This is a genomic window from Acidobacteriota bacterium (assembly GCA_040752675.1).
Classification (GTDB): Bacteria; Acidobacteriota; Polarisedimenticolia; order JBFMGF01; family JBFMGF01; genus JBFMGF01.
The window spans coordinates 50,938-69,044 of sequence record JBFMGF010000061.1 but is presented as its reverse complement, the minus strand read 5'-3'; the positions used below and the strand labels follow the sequence as shown (position 1 = coordinate 69,044).

General features: G+C 48.0%; 21 protein-coding genes. 7 read left to right on the top strand and 14 right to left on the bottom strand.

Annotation, left to right across the window (positions count from 1 at the left end):
* From AB1756_06360 to AB1756_06345, 4 genes are all read left to right on the top strand, one after another.
* A partial coding sequence (locus AB1756_06360; protein ID MEW5806949.1) for a transposase occupies nucleotides 1–112 on the top strand: 112 nt, incomplete at its 5' end.
* A gap of 224 nt (nucleotides 113–336) precedes the next feature.
* Complete coding sequence (locus AB1756_06355) at nucleotides 337–831, top strand: OsmC family protein (protein MEW5806948.1); 495 nt, start codon at nucleotides 337–339, stop codon at nucleotides 829–831.
* Between the two features lie 237 nt (nucleotides 832–1,068).
* Nucleotides 1,069–1,473, top strand: coding sequence for a metalloregulator ArsR/SmtB family transcription factor (locus AB1756_06350; protein ID MEW5806947.1), 405 nt, complete (start codon nucleotides 1,069–1,071; stop codon nucleotides 1,471–1,473).
* Nucleotides 1,474–1,668: 195 nt separating this feature from the next.
* The gene (locus AB1756_06345) at nucleotides 1,669–1,827 is read left to right on the top strand and encodes a hypothetical protein (GenBank protein MEW5806946.1); all 159 of its coding nucleotides are present in this window, start codon (nucleotides 1,669–1,671) and stop codon (nucleotides 1,825–1,827) included.
* 150 nt (nucleotides 1,828–1,977) lie between these two features.
* On the opposite strand, the gene AB1756_06340 is transcribed toward AB1756_06345, so the two are convergent.
* The 6 genes from AB1756_06340 to AB1756_06315 all read right to left on the bottom strand — a co-directional run bounded on the left by AB1756_06340 (nucleotide 1,978) and on the right by AB1756_06315 (nucleotide 5,798).
* On the bottom strand, nucleotides 1,978–2,244 hold the full coding sequence (locus tag AB1756_06340) for a thioredoxin family protein (GenBank protein MEW5806945.1): 267 nt from the start codon (nucleotides 2,242–2,244) through the stop codon (nucleotides 1,978–1,980).
* Between the two features lie 2 nt (nucleotides 2,245–2,246).
* Entirely contained in the window at nucleotides 2,247–3,044 is a 798-nt protein-coding gene (locus tag AB1756_06335; protein MEW5806944.1) for a MerC family mercury resistance protein, read from the bottom strand.
* Nucleotides 3,031–3,462: a MerR family DNA-binding protein gene (locus AB1756_06330; protein ID MEW5806943.1), complete on the bottom strand. Its 432-nt coding sequence runs from the start codon at nucleotides 3,460–3,462 to the stop codon at nucleotides 3,031–3,033. The genes AB1756_06335 and AB1756_06330 overlap by 14 nt, the downstream gene beginning before the upstream one ends.
* Nucleotides 3,463–3,698: 236 nt before the next feature.
* Complete coding sequence (locus AB1756_06325) at nucleotides 3,699–4,718, bottom strand: hypothetical protein (GenBank protein MEW5806942.1); 1,020 nt, start codon at nucleotides 4,716–4,718, stop codon at nucleotides 3,699–3,701.
* Nucleotides 4,719–4,879: 161 nt separating this feature from the next.
* Entirely contained in the window at nucleotides 4,880–5,287 is a 408-nt protein-coding gene (locus tag AB1756_06320; GenBank protein ID MEW5806941.1) for a hypothetical protein, read from the bottom strand.
* 25 nt (nucleotides 5,288–5,312) lie between these two features.
* Nucleotides 5,313–5,798 carry an RNA polymerase sigma factor gene (locus AB1756_06315; protein MEW5806940.1) on the bottom strand — a complete coding sequence of 162 codons (486 nt, stop codon included), beginning with the start codon at nucleotides 5,796–5,798 and terminating at the stop codon, nucleotides 5,313–5,315.
* Nucleotides 5,799–6,050: 252 nt separating this feature from the next.
* On the opposite strand from AB1756_06315, the gene AB1756_06310 reads away from it, so the two are divergent.
* Nucleotides 6,051–6,821 carry an integrase core domain-containing protein gene (locus AB1756_06310; protein MEW5806939.1) on the top strand — a complete coding sequence of 257 codons (771 nt, stop codon included), beginning with the start codon at nucleotides 6,051–6,053 and terminating at the stop codon, nucleotides 6,819–6,821.
* Nucleotides 6,822–7,500: 679 nt separating this feature from the next.
* Entirely contained in the window at nucleotides 7,501–8,661 is a 1,161-nt protein-coding gene (locus AB1756_06305; protein MEW5806938.1) for an ATP-binding protein, read from the top strand.
* Nucleotides 8,662–8,812: 151 nt separating this feature from the next.
* On the opposite strand, the gene rpoD is transcribed toward AB1756_06305, so the two are convergent.
* The 4 genes from rpoD to larB form a co-directional block, all read right to left on the bottom strand.
* Nucleotides 8,813–10,480, bottom strand: coding sequence for an RNA polymerase sigma factor RpoD (rpoD, locus tag AB1756_06300; GenBank protein MEW5806937.1), 1,668 nt, complete (start codon nucleotides 10,478–10,480; stop codon nucleotides 8,813–8,815).
* 26 nt (nucleotides 10,481–10,506) lie between these two features.
* The gene (gene dnaG, locus AB1756_06295) at nucleotides 10,507–12,258 is read right to left on the bottom strand and encodes a DNA primase (GenBank protein MEW5806936.1); all 1,752 of its coding nucleotides are present in this window, start codon (nucleotides 12,256–12,258) and stop codon (nucleotides 10,507–10,509) included.
* A gap of 80 nt (nucleotides 12,259–12,338) precedes the next feature.
* Nucleotides 12,339–12,545 carry a 30S ribosomal protein S21 gene (rpsU, locus tag AB1756_06290; GenBank protein ID MEW5806935.1) on the bottom strand — a complete coding sequence of 69 codons (207 nt, stop codon included), beginning with the start codon at nucleotides 12,543–12,545 and terminating at the stop codon, nucleotides 12,339–12,341.
* Between the two features lie 283 nt (nucleotides 12,546–12,828).
* Nucleotides 12,829–13,581 (bottom strand): nickel pincer cofactor biosynthesis protein LarB, encoded by a 753-nt coding sequence (gene larB / locus AB1756_06285; protein MEW5806934.1) that lies wholly within the window; start codon nucleotides 13,579–13,581, stop codon nucleotides 12,829–12,831.
* Nucleotides 13,582–13,767: 186 nt separating this feature from the next.
* Between larB and AB1756_06280 the strand changes: the two genes are divergently transcribed.
* On the top strand, nucleotides 13,768–14,175 hold the full coding sequence (locus AB1756_06280; protein MEW5806933.1) for a PilZ domain-containing protein: 408 nt from the start codon (nucleotides 13,768–13,770) through the stop codon (nucleotides 14,173–14,175).
* A 6-nt stretch (nucleotides 14,176–14,181) separates the two neighbouring features.
* Here AB1756_06280 and AB1756_06275 read toward each other — a convergent pair whose 3' ends face one another.
* The 4 genes from AB1756_06275 to AB1756_06260 all read right to left on the bottom strand — a co-directional run bounded on the left by AB1756_06275 (nucleotide 14,182) and on the right by AB1756_06260 (nucleotide 18,067).
* Nucleotides 14,182–14,676, bottom strand: coding sequence for a biotin/lipoyl-containing protein (locus AB1756_06275; protein ID MEW5806932.1), 495 nt, complete (start codon nucleotides 14,674–14,676; stop codon nucleotides 14,182–14,184).
* Between the two features lie 11 nt (nucleotides 14,677–14,687).
* On the bottom strand, nucleotides 14,688–16,181 hold the full coding sequence (gene accC / locus AB1756_06270) for an acetyl-CoA carboxylase biotin carboxylase subunit (GenBank protein MEW5806931.1): 1,494 nt from the start codon (nucleotides 16,179–16,181) through the stop codon (nucleotides 14,688–14,690).
* A gap of 6 nt (nucleotides 16,182–16,187) precedes the next feature.
* Nucleotides 16,188–17,735 (bottom strand): acyl-CoA carboxylase subunit beta, encoded by a 1,548-nt coding sequence (locus AB1756_06265; GenBank protein ID MEW5806930.1) that lies wholly within the window; start codon nucleotides 17,733–17,735, stop codon nucleotides 16,188–16,190.
* A gap of 128 nt (nucleotides 17,736–17,863) precedes the next feature.
* Nucleotides 17,864–18,067, bottom strand: coding sequence for a zinc ribbon domain-containing protein (locus AB1756_06260; GenBank protein MEW5806929.1), 204 nt, complete (start codon nucleotides 18,065–18,067; stop codon nucleotides 17,864–17,866).
* Nucleotides 18,068–18,107: the final 40 nt, after the last annotated feature.

Here is an 18,107-nt window from a genome sequence, read left to right as displayed (position 1 = left end):
GATGGAAGGAATCATCAATAAGATCAAGGTCATCAAACGAAAGGCTTACGGGTATCATGATCTTGAATATTTTTCTTTAGTTGTTAAAAATGCTTTTGCTCATATCAACTAATCTGGAGAAGAACCTGAAATTAAAGGTATGTAATTCGGCCCGGTTACAGATGACCGGGGCATTGCATATACAGATGGCAGGTGATAGATTGATGTAGAAAGCCCCTGCCTTAACCACGGAGAGCTAAATCCTTTTCAGGAGAACGGAAAGATGGTCGAGAGCATCAGACGTATCAAATAAGAGGAGGGATTAAAATGGGAATGAATCACATGAATTTGGAGGGGATGAAAACATTCCTGGGAGAAGTCAAAGGGGATTACTCAAAGGCGAAAAAGAGCAAGAGAGTTGAATGCTCATGGAATTTCGATGAGGGAAAGCCTCAGATTGGGTCGAAAGTCCAGTATCCGAAAGGAGAAACAATTCTTCGGTCTGACTTTGCGCCTTTTATGGGTGGCGAAGGATTGGCCCCGGATCCTATTCAATATTGTCTTTTTGGTCTGGCTGCCTGTTTTGCCGGGACATTCATGGCAACGGCGACTATGATGGGGATTCAAATTGATGACTTGAGGGTCTCAGCCGAGAATTTCACTGACCTGAGCAAGACATTGGGACTGACAAATAATCCAATTGTGGAGAAGGCCAAAATCTCTATTGTTGTCAAGAGCAGTGCGAAGGAGGGACAGCTAAGGGAGCTTGAGAGGTTGGCTCATGAAAGGTGTCCTGGGGTGTATTGCTTGGTCAATCCCATTGCGCTTGAGACTGAATTGGTCAAGAAATAATGGACCGTTTGACCTTTCAGGTGATTATCGACCCCGAAGAAGAAGTTTATAAGAAGTTCGGGACGGGTTCAGTTCCTCATCATATCCTCTTCCATATTTTGCCAAGTTGAAAATGGTAGCGCATAACTCAATCGGAGTCGCATCAAAATTTAACGGCTTGATACATTGACAGTAATATTTTGATGATGTATATTTAAGCGGTAGCTAAAATGCTTAATCGAAAGAGAATCTGAGAATATGAAGTTAGAACCTGCAGAAATGTTTAAAGTACTGGCCGTGGGAACACGGGTTAAAATCATTGAGCTCTTAAAATCCAGGGGTCCTCTTGGTTCCAAACATATTGCAGAACAGATTGGCATAACACCTGCCGCCATATCACAACATTTAGGAATATTAAAGCACGCGGGACTGGTGAGGAGTGTAAGAAACGGTTACTGGATACCCTACTCGATAGATGAGGAGGCCCTGGAATGCTGCCGACAGGTATTGAATGAAGTTTGCGTTTGTGGGTGCCGAAGAACAGGTAAATTCAGGGAAAACGAATTGAAGAGCTCAAGGATGGAGTCATTAAAAAAATATGAGAAGGAATTGCAAAGAGAACTGAGAACCGTCCGAAAAAGAATTAAAGAAATTGAGTCCTGAGAGAAGGGGTCAAAATTTTTTGAATATATAGTTAAGCAATTACTAAAATGCTTAATATTTTATATTTGGATCATTCATGAATGGAAGAGATTTAAACCAAGGAAGTAATAATCTGCAAAAAGATGGTTTAAGAATTGATAAAAGGTCGAAAACCCGAAGAATAACTCGGGATAAAAACAGGGAGTCAAAAAATCCTTGCAAAACTTTTTCATAGAAGGGGGTGAAGAAAGATGTGTCGACCGAGTGGAAGTCAACGAAGTCATAGATCCTGGGGATGTAGCTGCGGCTGTTGCGGATGTGGTTGCGGTTCGTTCTTCCGGCGCTTCATATCAGCACGAGAAGAAAAAGAAATGATGGAAGAGTACAGAGACCAATTGAAGAAGGAACTGGCAGGAGTGGAAGAGTGCATTCAGGAGCTTAAGGGCAAGTGATTTCAATCTCCAGCAAGGGGTGGGCGCAAAGAAAAGAGCGCCCACTCCTGCCTTTTACGGATGTGACTTATCATCAAATCGGTTGCCCCAATCCGGCAGCGCGCAGCGTGGCTTCATCGGGACTGCGTCCTGCGCAACAATCAGCCAGTCTACCGTTAATCACCACAGTGGGAACCGTGCGAATCCCCAGGCTTTTCGCCCTGCCCGCAATGCTGGGATCTCTCATATCCAAGACGCTGACCTCGCAGGATGGGCAGGCAACTCGATTAACCAGCTCGATCGTCGCTTCGCATGCGGGACATCCCGCACTGAAGACTTCAATTTTGCGTTTTTTGCGCATTGTTATTGTCTCCTTTCTTTACTTAATTTTTGCAAATCTTTTTGCATAAGTGTTCCAGTTGGAGCGCATTCAGAACAGGAGCCGCTCTTGCTCACTCGTAGCGGCCATGCGTTCCAGAGCGATGCGCCCATCAGGAGTGCGATACCTCCGTACATGGCCCATTTAGATTCGAGGACGAACTTGCCGATGATCACCGTGCTCGCCGAGAGGATGCCGAGCATGAATGGCGTATAGTCTCGTCTGTTCTTCGCACCGTACCAGAGCGAACCGACTGCCAGAATAAGGAATAGAGCAGTCAGCGGCAACAGGTAAGGTGTGTAATTGACGAAACCGAGACCGAAAGCACTGAGAAGCCCGGCGTAAGCTGGCCAGCAAGCAGGGCAGGTCAGCTTTGGAAGCAAAGCTGTGATGATTGCGGGAATCACAGCTAAGGTTTGGCGCCGACTACTTCCGGGCCTGACAGTTGCTCCGGTCTCAAGCGATTCTGATCCCTTTGCCCTTAAAAGCGCTGATGTAATCGCCTCAACGGAGGGTACACCGCTCAATTGTCCTTCTCTGTCCATGTAAAGCCGGCAAGAGTGTCCCTTAGCCGATGGTGAAGCATCAGCAACATCCTGACCATTGACCAGGGTGGTCGGCGAACCATAAGCGTACGTGTATGCCGGACTCTCAGGAGCACCACTGATCCATTCCTGCCATTGAGGAGAAAGTCCGGCATCAGTGAACGCCCGCAGCAGTTGTTCTCTTGCAGCTTTCGCATTCGGGCAATCGGGAGCAACGATGAGTTCAACTGTTAGCATTATTCTTTCTCCACGCGCTATTCAGTGCCTCCAATATCGGGCACTCGCTCGTCGGACCTCGCCCACGGCATGAGGCCACCAGCTTCGTGAGCGCCTTCTTCATTCTCTGGAGAGCCTGCATCTTCTCTTCGATGTCGGCGATTTTAACCTCAGCCCGTCTTCTGACCTCACTGCAGTTGGTATCCGGGTCTACCCGCAAAGACAGAAGCTCCGAAATCTCCTTGAGCGAAAATCCCAGTTCTTGGGCACGTTTGATGAACCGGGCTTGTGCCACCACATCGAACGGGTAAAGGCGATACCCTGAGTGAGTGCGCAAAGGAGTCCGCAACAGCCCGATGCGCTCATAATAGCGGATCGTCTCCCTGTTCACGCCAGCCTGTTTCGCTACTTCTCCCATGAGCAACCCGGTTTCCTTCATCTTCATTCACTCCTTGCATCTTTTGCTATTTTAATATACAGCCTGGACTTAGGTACAAGGTCAAGGACTTTTTTCGGAGATGAGATATTTTTTGATACTTTTCGGGATTTCTCATATTTTCATTCATTGCGAGAGGAATATAACCGTAGGAACTCGACCGCGGAGGAAACACGTCGCCCTGTTCCCGGAAGCTTTGCGCCATGGCCAACTCTTTTCTTACTTTGAATGACAATGCCTTAATCAATTGTCACAGTGAGAATGAGAGAATCTTCGTGACCATCAAAGAATTCTCCATGGTCCACAACAAAGCCTTCCCCAATGTTTATGTTGTTCTTGGCAGCTGGCGAAGGACCTTTGCTGATATGCTCTTTTGAGAAGTCAGATAATCCGCTGGCTCCTGTCGGTCGCGGCAAGATGAATTGAACGGATTCTCCTGGCTTCAAAGAAAAAATCTTTGTTCCACCATCACCCACTCCACCCCGCCGGGAGGAACCGGTTCTTTCAGCATCAATCCATCGCATGGCATCCAGTTCGACCATAATCGTGCCATCGGATCTGATACGCCCCCGGAGATTGCCAGAGATTTCGAGGATCATCTCAAGGCTTGATCCATCAGAGAGAATTCCTTCATTTATCGGAAACCTGAGGGGGAAGAAATAGAAATCGGTTTTGTCTCCCTGCCGTCCTGATGTGATGCACCGGCGATCTTCTACCTCTCCAGATTTTCCCTTATGCTGGAGCCAGATGTCATATCTGAGTAATTTATCTTTTAGGGTAGTGTCTTCCTCAATTTCTGCCGTGATTTCGACAATAATATTGGAATTGCAAAGGAATTTATCGGAAGGCGCGACATTTATGTAATCGAGGAAATGACTCTCCTTTTCTCGAAGGATAATACCTCTTGCGTCACCACCTCTTTTCTGAGCGCTTCCCCTCCGTTTTGAATAATAACTTTCCCAGTTCGTTTTCAGGGAAATCTTCCCAAATTCAACCGGCAGCGCTTGAACTTCAATGAACCAAACATGCGGTGATTGAAAGAGCAGCTCCTGTTTTCTAAAGGCCTGTTCGCTTCCAATGAAATTCGTGCAAAGATTTCCTGCATCGAATCCCTGCTGGTTAAATTCCCCAACTCCTGCATACAGAAAGCCTGACTGCCCCACAGCCAGGGTATATCCTGCGGAGCTGATCTGAGATGTCTTGCCATGAATGCCTTTGCTGAAATCAGTCCCAAGGATACGAAGTTCAACATGAACCATTTCCCCTTCCGGAGAGAAGGGTTCAAGGGTTTCAGTTTTTCCTGAGATTTTTCCACTGAGCAGGACAGCGCTGAATAGAATCATAAACGATAAGGACATTATTACTGGAAATCGCCTCTTGTTCATGGATGCATCTCCTTTTTTATAACGATTCGATAGTTTCAAGAATCTGGTAACTTCTTCCAATCAACTCCCTGCTCAAAAAAGACTACACGAGCAGGTTCCGGAGGTTTTTCATGAGTTTTTCCTCTTCCTGATTTAAAGATCAAGAAGACGGCCAGAAAGGTCATGAAGATGACGAATAGAACGAGAGCTGGAGCTGGAACAGGAACGATCATCTTCCACCATTTTCTCTTCGGTGGAGCCGTCATCAGCATGGATTGCATCTTTTTATAAAAGATTGGGCGAGGGTGACTCCCATCCCGTTTCAGCTCGGCTCTCAAATGCACAAAATCACGAAGGAGATCCAGCGCTCCGGGCATTGCAAGCGCTTCTGCCAATTTCTTTTCATCGGTTTCTTCTCCGTCAAGAAAAGCGGAAAGAATAACCATGGAATCCTTGTCCGTCATTTTGAATCCTCCCATTTCATATCCGTTATGGCTCGCTTTTCATGGACATGAATGCGCGAAGATTTATACGAGCACGATAAATGCGTGACTTAACCGCATCAACTGAAAGGTCGCATACCCTTGAAATTTCTTCATAACCAAGACCTGCAATCTCACGCAGCAGAAAGATCTCTCGATCTGCGTCATTCAATCGACTCAAGGCTTGCTCCAGTCCCAGTTTTTCCAATTGCCTGGCTGGATAAGAAGGATTTCTCATATCATTCAGCATTTCCAGTTTTGGTTGTCGATTTCTGTCTCGAAGCTTGTTCAAGACCAAATTTCTTGCAATTTGAAATAGCCAGGCTTCTTCCCGGCCTTCCTCTCTATAATTTGAAAGACCTCGCAAGACGCGGAGGAAAACTTCTTGTGTCAATTCCTCTGCTTGATCTGAATTCTCTGTCATTCTTCTCAAATACCTGAAGAGGGACAGGTGGTGGCGTTTAAACAGATCCTGCGCTGTGCTCTTGTTCATCTACTATCCTCTCTATTTATTTAACCCCAAATTCATAAAAAAATCTCAAAGAATTTCATCTGTTGTCATTCTCAATCGTGGCAGTCGCCCAGGATACATTAAACATTTTCATCACCCTGACAGATTCCAGAAATGGGAAGGATAAGAATTAGTGGGTTGCACCAATAACATCGTGGACTAAAAAAACTAATCACATAGTAGACTAAAATCAACATCGCCTAAACTTCTTCCAAAACTTTTTGGAAGGAGAAAATGGCGATGAAGATTCAAAGCGATTATGAGAAACGCTGTCAAGCAATACAACTTTACAAGCAAGGAAAAGGCCCTTGTAAAATCCTTCAATGGATTCATCGAAGCAAGAGCAGGCGCTCTGCCTTCTCTGGAATCGGAGCTGAAGTCATTCACTGGGAGCTTCAACAAAGAAGAGTTCGTCACATTCCTTCCATTTCTACCAAAGGAGAACCTGGGAGAAATGCCTCGGTGGAGAGTTTTAACAACCTCTGGCAGGATCGGGTACTCAGAAGGCATCGCTGCCCAACTCGGACTGTGCTCAAGAGAAAGACAGACCAGTTCTTGCGGTATTACCACTATGAGAAACCCCACAGGAGTCTCACACAAAAAGAGCATGGAACGAGATTCCCAGGAGTCCTTCGAGATCGTCTCTGGACAACTCTCAGACACCTGCCAGAGGGATTTACCCTCGAACAATACATGGATGCCAAGCATCATCTCAATCTTCTCGTGGCCAGGGGAAAGGTCTCCTTTGTCAGGAAAGTGGATCCTCATGGTCGCATCGAGGTCAATGGAGCCACTTATTTCATCAGAAGAAAACTGGAAGGCCAGTGTGTGATTGCTACCGTTGTGACTCATAGAGGAAAACTGGTGTCAAATATGAAAACAAGATTATCAAATCATTCTCTTTTCCAGTTAGAGGTCCAATTATTGATCCCTTGCTTTCATTGGATAGATAAAAAGTATCGATTAGTCCACGATGTTATTGGTTTCCTGAGCATTAGGATTTAGTCCACGATGTTATTGGTGCAACCCGCTATTCAAGAAAAAACAAATTATCCAAAGGGCTCCTTGACTGAAAGTTTATATAAAGACTTTGCAGCAAAAGATAGATTCTCCGTAATTCAGAAAGCAGTATTAAAAAGGCTAAGCTGAGAAAATTAAATATTACAGGGCAGTGTTCATGACATAGCTGTGAATGAAATTCTTGATCTAGAAATTTTAATTGTTTTACCTTGATAAGAGCTGTATAAAATATATTAAAAGTTTCAAAGGAGCTTCTGTCCTAAAAACTATTTTGGGTAAATATGGGAGGATAGGGCTCCTGTTTTTTTGTCTTTTATAAGGACAAAAAGTGGTGTCCATATGGTGTCCATGACACACCTAAACAGACCTGAATAGACCTGACAGAAACTAAATCAGAAACAATGGCAAGTGATTCATAAAAAAAGAGATTCACGCATTTTCAATGACTTGCGTAAATCCCTCTGAACAGATTATGAGTCAGTTGCTCTGACCGACTGAGCTATGGGCCCACATTCTATTTAAGCGGTTTCATTATAGTATGAGGAAGCATTGAAGCTTCCCATCTCGAAACGGCTGAAATCCGGAAAGAAGGAAAAAAGAAATTCTTATTCTTTACATTGAATATTCGGTTGACACTATCGAATTTTCAAGGTAGCATAGCACCATGATAAAACGCATTCGAGAGCTTGAGATACTAGGTAACCTCGTGCGACGACATCCTGTTGTGGGAATCATCGGAGCACGCCAGGTTGGAAAGACAACCCTTGCGCGCTTATTCACCGCTCGGTTGAAAAAACCTTACACTTATTTCGATCTTGAGAACCCTGAAGATCTTGCTCGACTCAGAGATCCCATGCTTGCCTTAAAAGATGTTATGGGTCTTGTCGTTATTGATGAAATTCAGCGTCAACCTGAACTTTTCCCTGTGCTCCGTGTCCTGGTTGACCGTCCCAAATCGGCAACCCGCTTCCTCGTGCTTGGGAGTGCATCCCCAGAGATAATTTGCAAAAGCTCAGAAACTCTCGCGGGGCGCATTTTCTATCATGAGCTAAAAGGCTTTTCCCTGGATGAAGTCGCGGTTGGGAATTTTAAGAAACTATGGCTACGAGGGGGATTCCCGCGGTCTTACCTTGCGCGCTCGCATAATGACAGTTATGAATGGCGCCGTGCATTCATCCAAACCTTCTTGGAACGGGATTTACCTCAGCTTGGAATTACGATAAGATCAACCACACTTCATCGCTTCTGGAGTATGCTGGCACATTATCATGGACAGATATGGAACGCTTCTGAATTTGCTCGCTCTTTTGGCATAGCCGACACAACGGTTCGCAACTACCTCGATTTGCTCACATCAGCTCTTGTCATCCGGCAGTTGCCTCCCTGGTATGAGAACATCTCCAAAAGGCAGGTGAAAGCACCAAAAGTATATGTGACTGACAGCGGCTTACTTCACACTTTGCTCAATCTCAGAGATTTTGAAGATTTAGAAAAAAATCCTAAAGTCGGTGCTTCCTGGGAAGGTTTCGTTCTTGAGCAGGTTATTATCCAGTTGAGGGCCAAATCTGAAGAATGCTTCTTCTGGGCCACCTATACTGGAGCTGAATTGGACCTGCTTATTGTCAGAGGCCGGCACCGATTGGGCTTTGAGATTAAGCGAACGAGCTCTCCTTCCCTCACGCCCTCCATGAGGAGTGCACTGTCAGACTTGAAATTGCGACAGCTTTTTGTGATTCATGCAGGAGATAACACTTTCCCTATCACAAAAAATGTGCTTGCGATTTCGCTGACACGTTTGCTTGATGACCTTCAGCCTATCAGGTAAAGTTCGGCGAGTTTCTTTCACAATGCCGAAAGAAGGTCTATTTCACCTGAGCTTTGTGACCCAGCGACCTCCTCCACCTCAAGGAATGCAGCAGAACATCGAGTTGGAAATGACCCGAGCAGATATCTTGTGATGCATTGATTCTGCTCCTTTAAAAATACGTCCTATCGACGAAATGCCTCAGATGTTTGCTTCGCGAGGGATGTTTCAGCTTCCTCAGGGCTTTTGATTCAATCTGCCGTATCCTCTCGCGCGTGACCGAGAAACTCTGCCCCACCTCTTCAAGAGTGTGTTCGCTTCCCTCACCCACGCCAAACCTCATTTTAAGAACCTTCTCCTCGCGGGGAGTCAACATCTTCAGGACTGCTCCAGTTTGTTCCTTGAGGCTCAGATTTATCACAGCATCCACCGGGGAGACAACCTGCTTATCCTCGATGAAATCTCCCAGATGGCTGTCCTCCTCTTCGCCGATGGGAGTCTCCAGAGAGATCGGCTCCTGGGCAATCTTCAAGACCTTTCTGACCTTGGCAACCGGCATGCCCATCTTTCTCGCGATCTCTTCAGGTGTCGGCTCGCGGCCGATCTCCTGGACCAGACTCCTCGACGTTCTGATCAGCTTGTTGATAGTCTCTATCATGTGGACCGGGATTCTGATCGTCCTGGCCTGATCGGCAATGGCTCGCGTGATGGCCTGCCGTATCCACCAGGTGGCATAGGTCGAGAATTTGTAGCCTCTTCTGTACTCGAACTTATCCACCGCCTTCATCAGGCCGATGTTCCCCTCCTGGATCAGATCGAGAAACTGAAGGCCGCGGTTTGTGTATTTTTTGGCAATGGACACGACGAGTCTCAGATTGGCTTCAACGAGCTCGCTCTTGGCCTTCTTGGCTTCTCGCTCCCCCTGGCCGATCATGGAGCAGATATGCTCGATCTCTCCACTGCTGGCGCCCATCTCCGTTTCGATGGATCTAATCTCCTTGCTCGCATCGTTGACCTTCTCTCTCAATTCCTTCCGGATCGCTTTCTCCTCAGTCACCTTTATCTTCTTCTCATACTCCTGAATTGTCCTCTGATGTTTCTTGATCTTATAATCAGCCTCTTTCAGCTCGTTGACGAACTTGTCGATCTGAGCCTCGCTGAGGTCCAGTTTTCTGATCTCGTTGGCGCAATCCGCAATGTGACGGGTTAGTTTGGTGGAGATACTGGCATGAAGTTTCGAACCCTCTTTTGCCCTCTTCAGTTTATTCTTGCATTTCCGGATCTCCCTGTTGACCCGGCCAATCCTCGCAATGTAGTTCTTGATCTTCCGGATTCTGCTGTTGGAAGGTTTATCCATCGCTTCATCGTCGAACGAGAAGACATCTTCGATCTCGCGGTTCCATCTCTTGAGTCTGCTGCCAAGATGGATGATCTCTCTTGATACGAAATCGCTCCTGGAGAGAGCCTTAAGGACGATTCCCTCTCCCCGCTCGATCCTTTTAGCTATCTCGACCTCTCCCTGCCGCGTAAGCAGCGGGACGGTTCCCATCTCCCGGAGGTACATCCTCACGGGATCGTTGGTTTTATCGATGGGGAGCGTTGCGAGGTCAAGCTTGGACTCCTCCTTTCTAAGCAGCTCTTTCTTTTCTTTGAATTTTTCTTCGGAGTCGACGACCTCAATGCCGTAAGAATCGAGTATTGAGAGAACATCTTCAATTTCATCCGAATTGATGAGCTCTTCGGGAAGAAGGTCATTCAATTCGTCATAGATCAGATAACCCCTCTCTCTCCCCAGGTCTATCAACTGTTTGACTTCCTCATACTTTGACTCTATTCCCACTTTTCCTCCTATCGTGAAAGCTCCTGCTAAGACAGAGCGTCGATCTGCCTGCTCAATTCCATCTTTTCCTTCATGAGATCTGCAAGCTTCCGTTCATCGTTCGTCATTTCCATCTCTCTCTGGATCTTGAGACGCCGCGTTTTCAGCTTGCTCAGCCTGAAGGAGTTGATGCATTCCAGGGCTTCCTCAGCATTTCCTGGCCACTTCGGACCGAAGGCTACCATCCTCAGGATCCTCCGGCTCTTCTCATCTTTTAGATTATTACTTACGGCCAGGTAATTGATTTGTTCTCCATCATGATGCATCTTCAGGACCGTATCGATGATCTCCTGGCTCGCATAATCGCTGTAATCCTCCTTATCAAGAATGGACAGAACGGAATTCCTGCAATCCTCATGGTCGATGAGAAGATCGATGAGTTTGGCCTCGGCCTCTCTCAACGAGAGTGGAGCCTCGAGAGCCGCATGGATCTTTTCTTTCCCCTTTTTGACCAGTCTCTTGATCTCGTCAAGGAGAACATGATCCTCTATCTTGAGTGCATCGCAGAGGGCGGGGATGTAGCGGCTCCTCTCCATCGGGCTGTCGATCACGCTGAGGTGAGGGAGGACCTCATTGATGATGGAGACCTTCACTGATGGATCCCTGAGGTCCTTTCCCTTTGACGATTCAGCGATTAGATGATCGATGTAGAATCTGGCCGACTTCACCCTGTCCATATAAGCTCTGACCCCTTCTTCCCTGACGAACCTATCGGGATCCTGTCCTTCGGGAAGCGTCATTACCTTGACTCGCATCCCCTGGGACAGGAGAATGTCCAAGCTCCTGATCGTTGCCGCTCTTCCTGCGGAATCGGGGTCATAGTTGACGATGACCTCGTTCGTGAAACGCTTGATGAGCCCGGCATGACCTGTGGTGAGAGAGGTACCAAGCGAGGCGACGCAATTCTTTATCCCTGCTTCAAAGAGCGCGGCAAAATCCATGTATCCTTCCACGAGGATGGCGTATCCATGTGCTTTGATCTCACCGGCGGCGAAGTTCAATCCGTAAAGGTTGTAGCTTTTGTTAAAGATGGGAGAATCGGGAGAATTGATGTATTTAGCCTCTTCGGATTCTCCCAGAATCCTTCCACCAAAACCGATGGTCTTGCCGGAAAGGCTCCTGATCGGGAAGATCAGCCTGTTTCTGAACCTGTCGTAGGCGCTCCGATCGCTTCTCTGGATGGAAAGTCCGGCTGCCACGATATGTTCAAGCGACAGCCCCTTTGATCTGGTGAGATAGTTTGTGAGAGCCTCCCACTCATCTGGGGCATAGCCGATTTTCAGCGCCTCGACCGTTTCCGGTCTTATTCCTCGCGTCTTTAAATATTCCTGGGCTCGCTTCCCCTTCTGAGGTGACTTCAGGCAATTGACAAAAAAGCGCTCCGCTTCGGCAACGACCTGAAAGATATTCTCTTTGTTGCCCCCCTTCTCTAACGGAGTATATTCAGGCTCTTCGATCCCCCACCTTGACGCGAGGACTCTCGCCGCTTCCATGAATTCCACCTTCTCGTGGAGCATCACGAATTTGAAGACGTCCCCGCCTTCTCCGCATCCGAAGCAATGAAAGAGCTGTTTTTCTGGATCGACCATGAAAGAGGGGGTTTTCTCGGAATGAAAGGGGCACAGGGCTTTGTACCTTCTTCCACTTTTCTTGAGAGGGACATAGTCCGAGATGGTGGAAACGATATCGGCAGAGGCTCTGATCCTTTCTATAAAATCTTTCCTCTGGTAGCCGCCCAATTTCAAACCCCGGTAAATTGTATGATTTTTAACCTGCTGAGTACTTCGTAATACAAGAATAAGATGATTCTCGGATGAGCTTATTCTATTTGTCTGCGCTCCTGAGCCATTCTCTTGAGAATCTTCTTGCGAGCTGCCAGAGCTTTTCTCTTCCTGCGCGCGCTGGGCTTCTCATAATGCTGCCTCTTCTTCAGTTCAGACAAGATGCCGGATTTCTCGCATTTTCTTTTGAACCTTCTGAGTGCGCTTTCCAGGCTCTCGTCTTCTCTGACTCTGACCAGTGGCATTCAGATCTCCCTCCTCTCTTTCTAGAAATCTATCTCTTTCCAACCATCATGTAAATTTCTGCTATATCTCCCTCCACTCGCTTGCCGATGGCTAAAAAGAACTATAACTCATACTGCATTCAAACAGTTAGGGCATGAACATCTTTGTAGAATATATTCTCCAATATGAGTTTTGTCAAGGAATAGTCAGCAAAAATTTAAGGGGAGGATTAATTCGCTTCCTTGGAAATATCTGCTTAATTTTCAATAGATAAGCTGGTTTACGAAATTGTAATGCCGGCGATTAACTTGTCAGCCTGTTGATCAGCGAGGCTGCGCATCCAGCGCCAAAACCGTTGTCGATATTTACGACGACCAGGCCGGAAGCGCAGCTGTTTAACATACCCAGCAAGGCTCCTACGCCACTAAAACTAGTTCCATACCCTGTACTTGTTGGGACTCCAATGACAGGTTTGTCCACCAGTCCAGCTATGACGCTCGGCAATGCTCCTTCCATACCGGCAACAACTATGATGACATTCGCTTCAAGAATGTTATCCTTTACGCTGATCAACCTGTGCAGCCCCGCCACTCCTACATCGTAGATCCTCTCAACTTTTTCTCCAAGGACCTCTGCTGTGAGAGCAGCCTCTTCGGCTACCGGGACATCGGATGTCCCGGCCGTCACGACAAGGATGCCGCTGCGTTCAGGTTTGATCCCCTCCGGAATGATTGTGATGGCACGGGCCAATTCGTTGAAACAAGCGTTCTTATAGAGTTTCTTTACCTTCCTGAAGAGATCGCGTGACGCCCTCGTCACAAAGACAGATTGCTTTCTGGCTCTCATCCTCTTGATGATCTCGATGATCTGATCATCTTTTTTCCCCTGCCCGAAGATGACTTCCGGGAATCCTCGTCTCAAATGGCGATGATGATCTATCCTTGCAAATCCGATGTCTTCAAACGCAAAGTTCTTTAATTTTTCCAATGCCGCAGAAATGGAGAGGCTCCCCCCGCGCACTTTCCTTAGCATCTTTTCAATCTCTTTCCTTTCCATTCACTCCCCTTGATAACTTATAATACAATTTATTCTTGTATTGTATCAATCCATCAGTGTATTTCGACAGAGTAGAACATCATTCCAGAGACGGATTTAATTGCCAATCAAAGCGTAAGAAAGAATTTCGTTGACTATCGGAGTAAATCAAAATATGATGATAATTGATTTTCAGAAAATTTGTTCATGAGTCCAGAAAGCAAAGACAGAAGGAAACACAACCGGGTCGCCAAGAGCTTGAGATTGAAGCCTGCGGAAGGGAGAAACGGCTTCATGGAGCTGCAGTGCACGAACATCAGTCTGGGAGGGGCGTGCTGTATCTCTAAGGTGAACTTTCCCGTCATGACGAAGCTCCTGATGCATCTCTACCTCCACGAAACGGACGGCCATAAACTATCTGCGGACGTGCCTCTTTCAATCCATGCTTATGTCGTGAGAAGCGAGAAGATCAAGAAAGGCAAGAACAAAAACAGATATCTGCTTGCCCTCTTTTTCAAAGAAATGGAGAACGCGCAGGCTCATCTCCTTCGCGAGTTCATAGAAAAAGCGGCACAGCGGGGAGCAGCGAAAGGAAAGAAAGTCGTTCTCTGCTGAGTCAAGTCAATCGACAACGAGGAGCTCGGCATCAGCCTCCACCGTCCATCCTTCCCTGACTTTTATTTCGGTAACCCTGCCTGATTTGGGCGATGCTATCTCGTTTTCCATCTTCATGGCTTCAATGATCAGAAGCCCCTGCCCCTCATCCACCGAATCCCCTTCCGATACGAGGAGCTTGATCACTTTTCCCGGCATGACCGATTTGATGACCTGCCGTCCCTTGATCTCTTCCGCGCCCGCGCCTGTGGCAGCATAGAGAGGATTGACGAGCTCAATATGGAAGGTCTCCCCGTTCAGAGTCACCTGGACATGTTTCCCGCTGTCTTCAACCGAGAGATCATACGTTCTGTTATCATGCAAGATTGAATAGAAAGATTTTTCCACCTTCTTGACGTTGACGTTGAACTCCTTCTCGCCGAGGAAGATCCTGTAAGAGTCTCCCAGCTTTTCAACTCTGACGAGAACGGCTCCCTTCTCTGTTCTTGCTTCCAGTAACATGCACCACCGGCTTAAAGCCTGTTCTTGAGAGCTTTGCTCCTCCCGTCGATCTTCCAACGGCTGGCCGCTGCCTCTCTTTGAATGCTGACTGGCCTCCTCCTCTCGAGGGCCGCGATAGCAGCGCCTATTATCGCAATTTCATGGATCCCTTCTGCAGGCAACATGAAGCTGTTTAGTTTTTCTACAAAGGATGTATCGAATTCCCCGGCGATGAAATCCTTATGCTTCAAAACCTTCCTGTGGAACGGTATGGTCGTTTTGATCCCTTGGATGGAGTACTCATCGAGAGCTCTTCTCATCCTCTGGAGCGCCTCGTTTCTGTCTTTCCCCCAGACCACGAGTTTCGCGATGAGGGGATCATAATATACGGGTACCGTGTAACCGGGATATATGCCGCTGTCATCTCTCACACCTGGGCCTCCTGGAGCGCGGATGAACTCTACCTTCCCCGGAGAAGGCATAAAGGCGTGCTCCGAATCTTCCGCATAGATCCTGCATTCGATGGCGGACCCACGCATCTTCAGATCTTCCTGTTTGAAGGAAAGTCTCTCCCCCGCCGCTATCTTTATCATCTCCTTGACGAGGTCGATCCCGGCGACAAGCTCCGTGACGGGATGCTCCACCTGGAGCCTCGTGTTCATCTCCATGAAATAGAACTCACCACGCTCGTCTCTGAGGAATTCGATTGTCCCGGCTGCGACATACTGGACGGCTTCAGCTGCCTTCACCGCCAGATCGCCGAGCTTTTCCCGTGTTGCCGCATCCACTACGACCGATGGCGATTCCTCGATCAGCTTCTGATGCCTCCGCTGGATGGAACACTCCCTCTCAAAGAGATGGACGACATTTCCATACTGATCTCCGAGGATCTGGACTTCAATGTGCCGCGGTGCTGGAAAATATCTCTCCAGATAAACCGATGGGTCTCCAAAAGCTGATCCAGCTTCCGATCTGGCTCCCCTGACACAGCTTTCGATCTCTCCCTCATCCCGAACGATCCTCATCCCCTTCCCGCCACCTCCTGCTGATGCCTTTACCATGACGGGGTATCCAAGCTCTGATGCAATCTTCTTGATGCTGGCCATGTCATCTGGGAGATTGCCAGTCCCGGGGATTACCGGCACACCCGTTCTCTTCATCAGCTCTCTCGCATAGACCTTATTTCCCATTGCCTTCATCGATTCGTGGGAGGGACCGATGAAGATGATCCCCTCTTTCCTGCATGCCTCGGCAAAAAGCGGATTTTCGGAGAGGAAGCCATAACCCGGATGGACCGCTTCCGCGCCGCTTTCGTGAGCTACCTGGATGATCTTATCAATCCTGAGATAGCTCTCCATGGATGGCGCGGGGCCGATCGGATAAGCTTCATCGGCGAACCGGATGTGAAGGGATTCCCTGTCCACCTCCGAAAAAACTGCGACGGTCCTGATCCCCATCTCCCGGCAGGCTCTCATGACTCTGACGGCGATCTCACCTCTATTCGCAATCAGTATCTTCTTAAACATTTCTCGTCACAGCGGAATATTCCCGTGCTTCTTGGCGGGATTGTAATCGACCTTATTTTCCAAGAGAGAGAGGGCTCTAATAAGCTTCTTCCTCGTCTCCGCTGGCCGGATGACCTCATCGATGTATCCCCTCTCGGCCGCTACATACGGGTTGGCAAACTTCTTCCTGAACTCCTCCACCTTTTTTTTCAGGAATTCATCTTTGTTTGCGGCCTTCGGCACTTCTTTTTTGTAAATGATATTGACCGCTCCTTCCGGTCCCATCACTGCTATCTCCGCCGTAGGATAGGCTAAATTTAAGTCGGTCCTGATCTGCTTGCTCGCCATGACACAGTAAGCACCCCCGTATGACTTTCGGGTTATGATGGTGATCTTGGGAACGGTGGCCTCGGCATAAGCAAACAGCAGCTTGGCCCCATGCTTGATGATCCCGCCAAACTCCTGCGCCGTTCCGGGCAGGAATCCTGGAACATCCTCGAACGTTATGAGAGGGATATTGAAGGCATCGCAGAATCTCACGAAACGCGCTCCCTTGACGGAGGCATCTATGTCAAGCGTTCCGGCAAGAACGGATGGTTGATTGGCGATTATCCCTACAGGGCGGCCGTTCAACCTTCCAAAACCTATGATGATATTCTTTGCAAAATGCTTGTGGATCTCGAAAAAGTGATTATTGTCCACGACGGTTGTTATGATCTTCTTCATATCATAGGGTTGGTTCGGGTTATCCGGGACGATTGAATCGAGCGACTCGTCTTCCCGATCTGGTGGATCGTCCGTTTCACGAACCGGGGGGTCCTCCCTGTTGTTGGATGGAATATAGCTCAGGAGCTCTCTGATTATCATAAGGGCATCCCGGTCGTCCTCTGCGGCAAAGTGCGCAACGCCGCTAATGGTGTTATGCGTCATGGCGCCACCCAGCTTTTCTTTGGTGACCTCTTCGTGTGTTACTGTCTTGATGACATCCGGCCCCGTGATGAACATGTAGCTGGAGCCCTTCACCATGATGTTGAAATCGGTGATGGCGGGTGAATAGACGGCACCACCCGCGCATGGCCCCATTATGGCGGATATCTGGGGGACGACACCTGAGATGAGGGTATTTCGCAAAAATATATCGGCATAGCCGGCGAGAGAAACTACTCCTTCCTGGATCCTTGCTCCTCCCGAGTCGTTGAGCCCGATTATGGGGACTCCTATCTTCATCGCCAGATCCATTATCTTGCAGATCTTGGCGGCATAAGTCTCACTGAGCGAACCGCCGAAGATCGTAAAATCCTGGGCGAAGAGGAAGATATCCCTTCCATCGATCTTTCCGTGACCCGTTACTACTCCATCTCCGGGTATCCGCATTTTATCCATCCCGAAATCAATGCAGCGGTGCTTGACGAAGGGGTCTATCTCCTGAAAGGTTCCAGCATCGAGAAGAAGGTCGACCCTTTCCCGCGCGGTTAGCTTCCCTGCCTGATGCTGCTTGCTGATTTTCTCTTCTCCCCCGCCAGCAAGAACCTCTTCCCTCCTCTTCCTGAGTTCTTCGATCTTATCGTAACCCATGCCACCCCCCTTATCGATACTGTCACATTTCTTATCGAGACGATTCTCTCGCCGGGAAAACCTCCTCATCCTTTTCTGCAGCTTGCATTGCTGTACCGATCAGCATCGCTTGTTACCGGGAGAAATTTTCAACAGACCGAGCAGTTTTTGCTCTTGCAAGAACCACATGCCTTTTCCTGCCCTTTGGGCCTCCCCACCGTTGCAAACGAGGAGAAGAGTTTCTCAACATCAGATCGACCGCACCTTGGACAAGAGACTTCGGAGCTCACCTTCAGAACGAGCTTTTCAAACTTTTCCTCGCACCGGGGGCATATATATTCGTATATAGGCATCGTACAGACTGTACCCAAATAGTGGCAAAGGTTGCGCCGC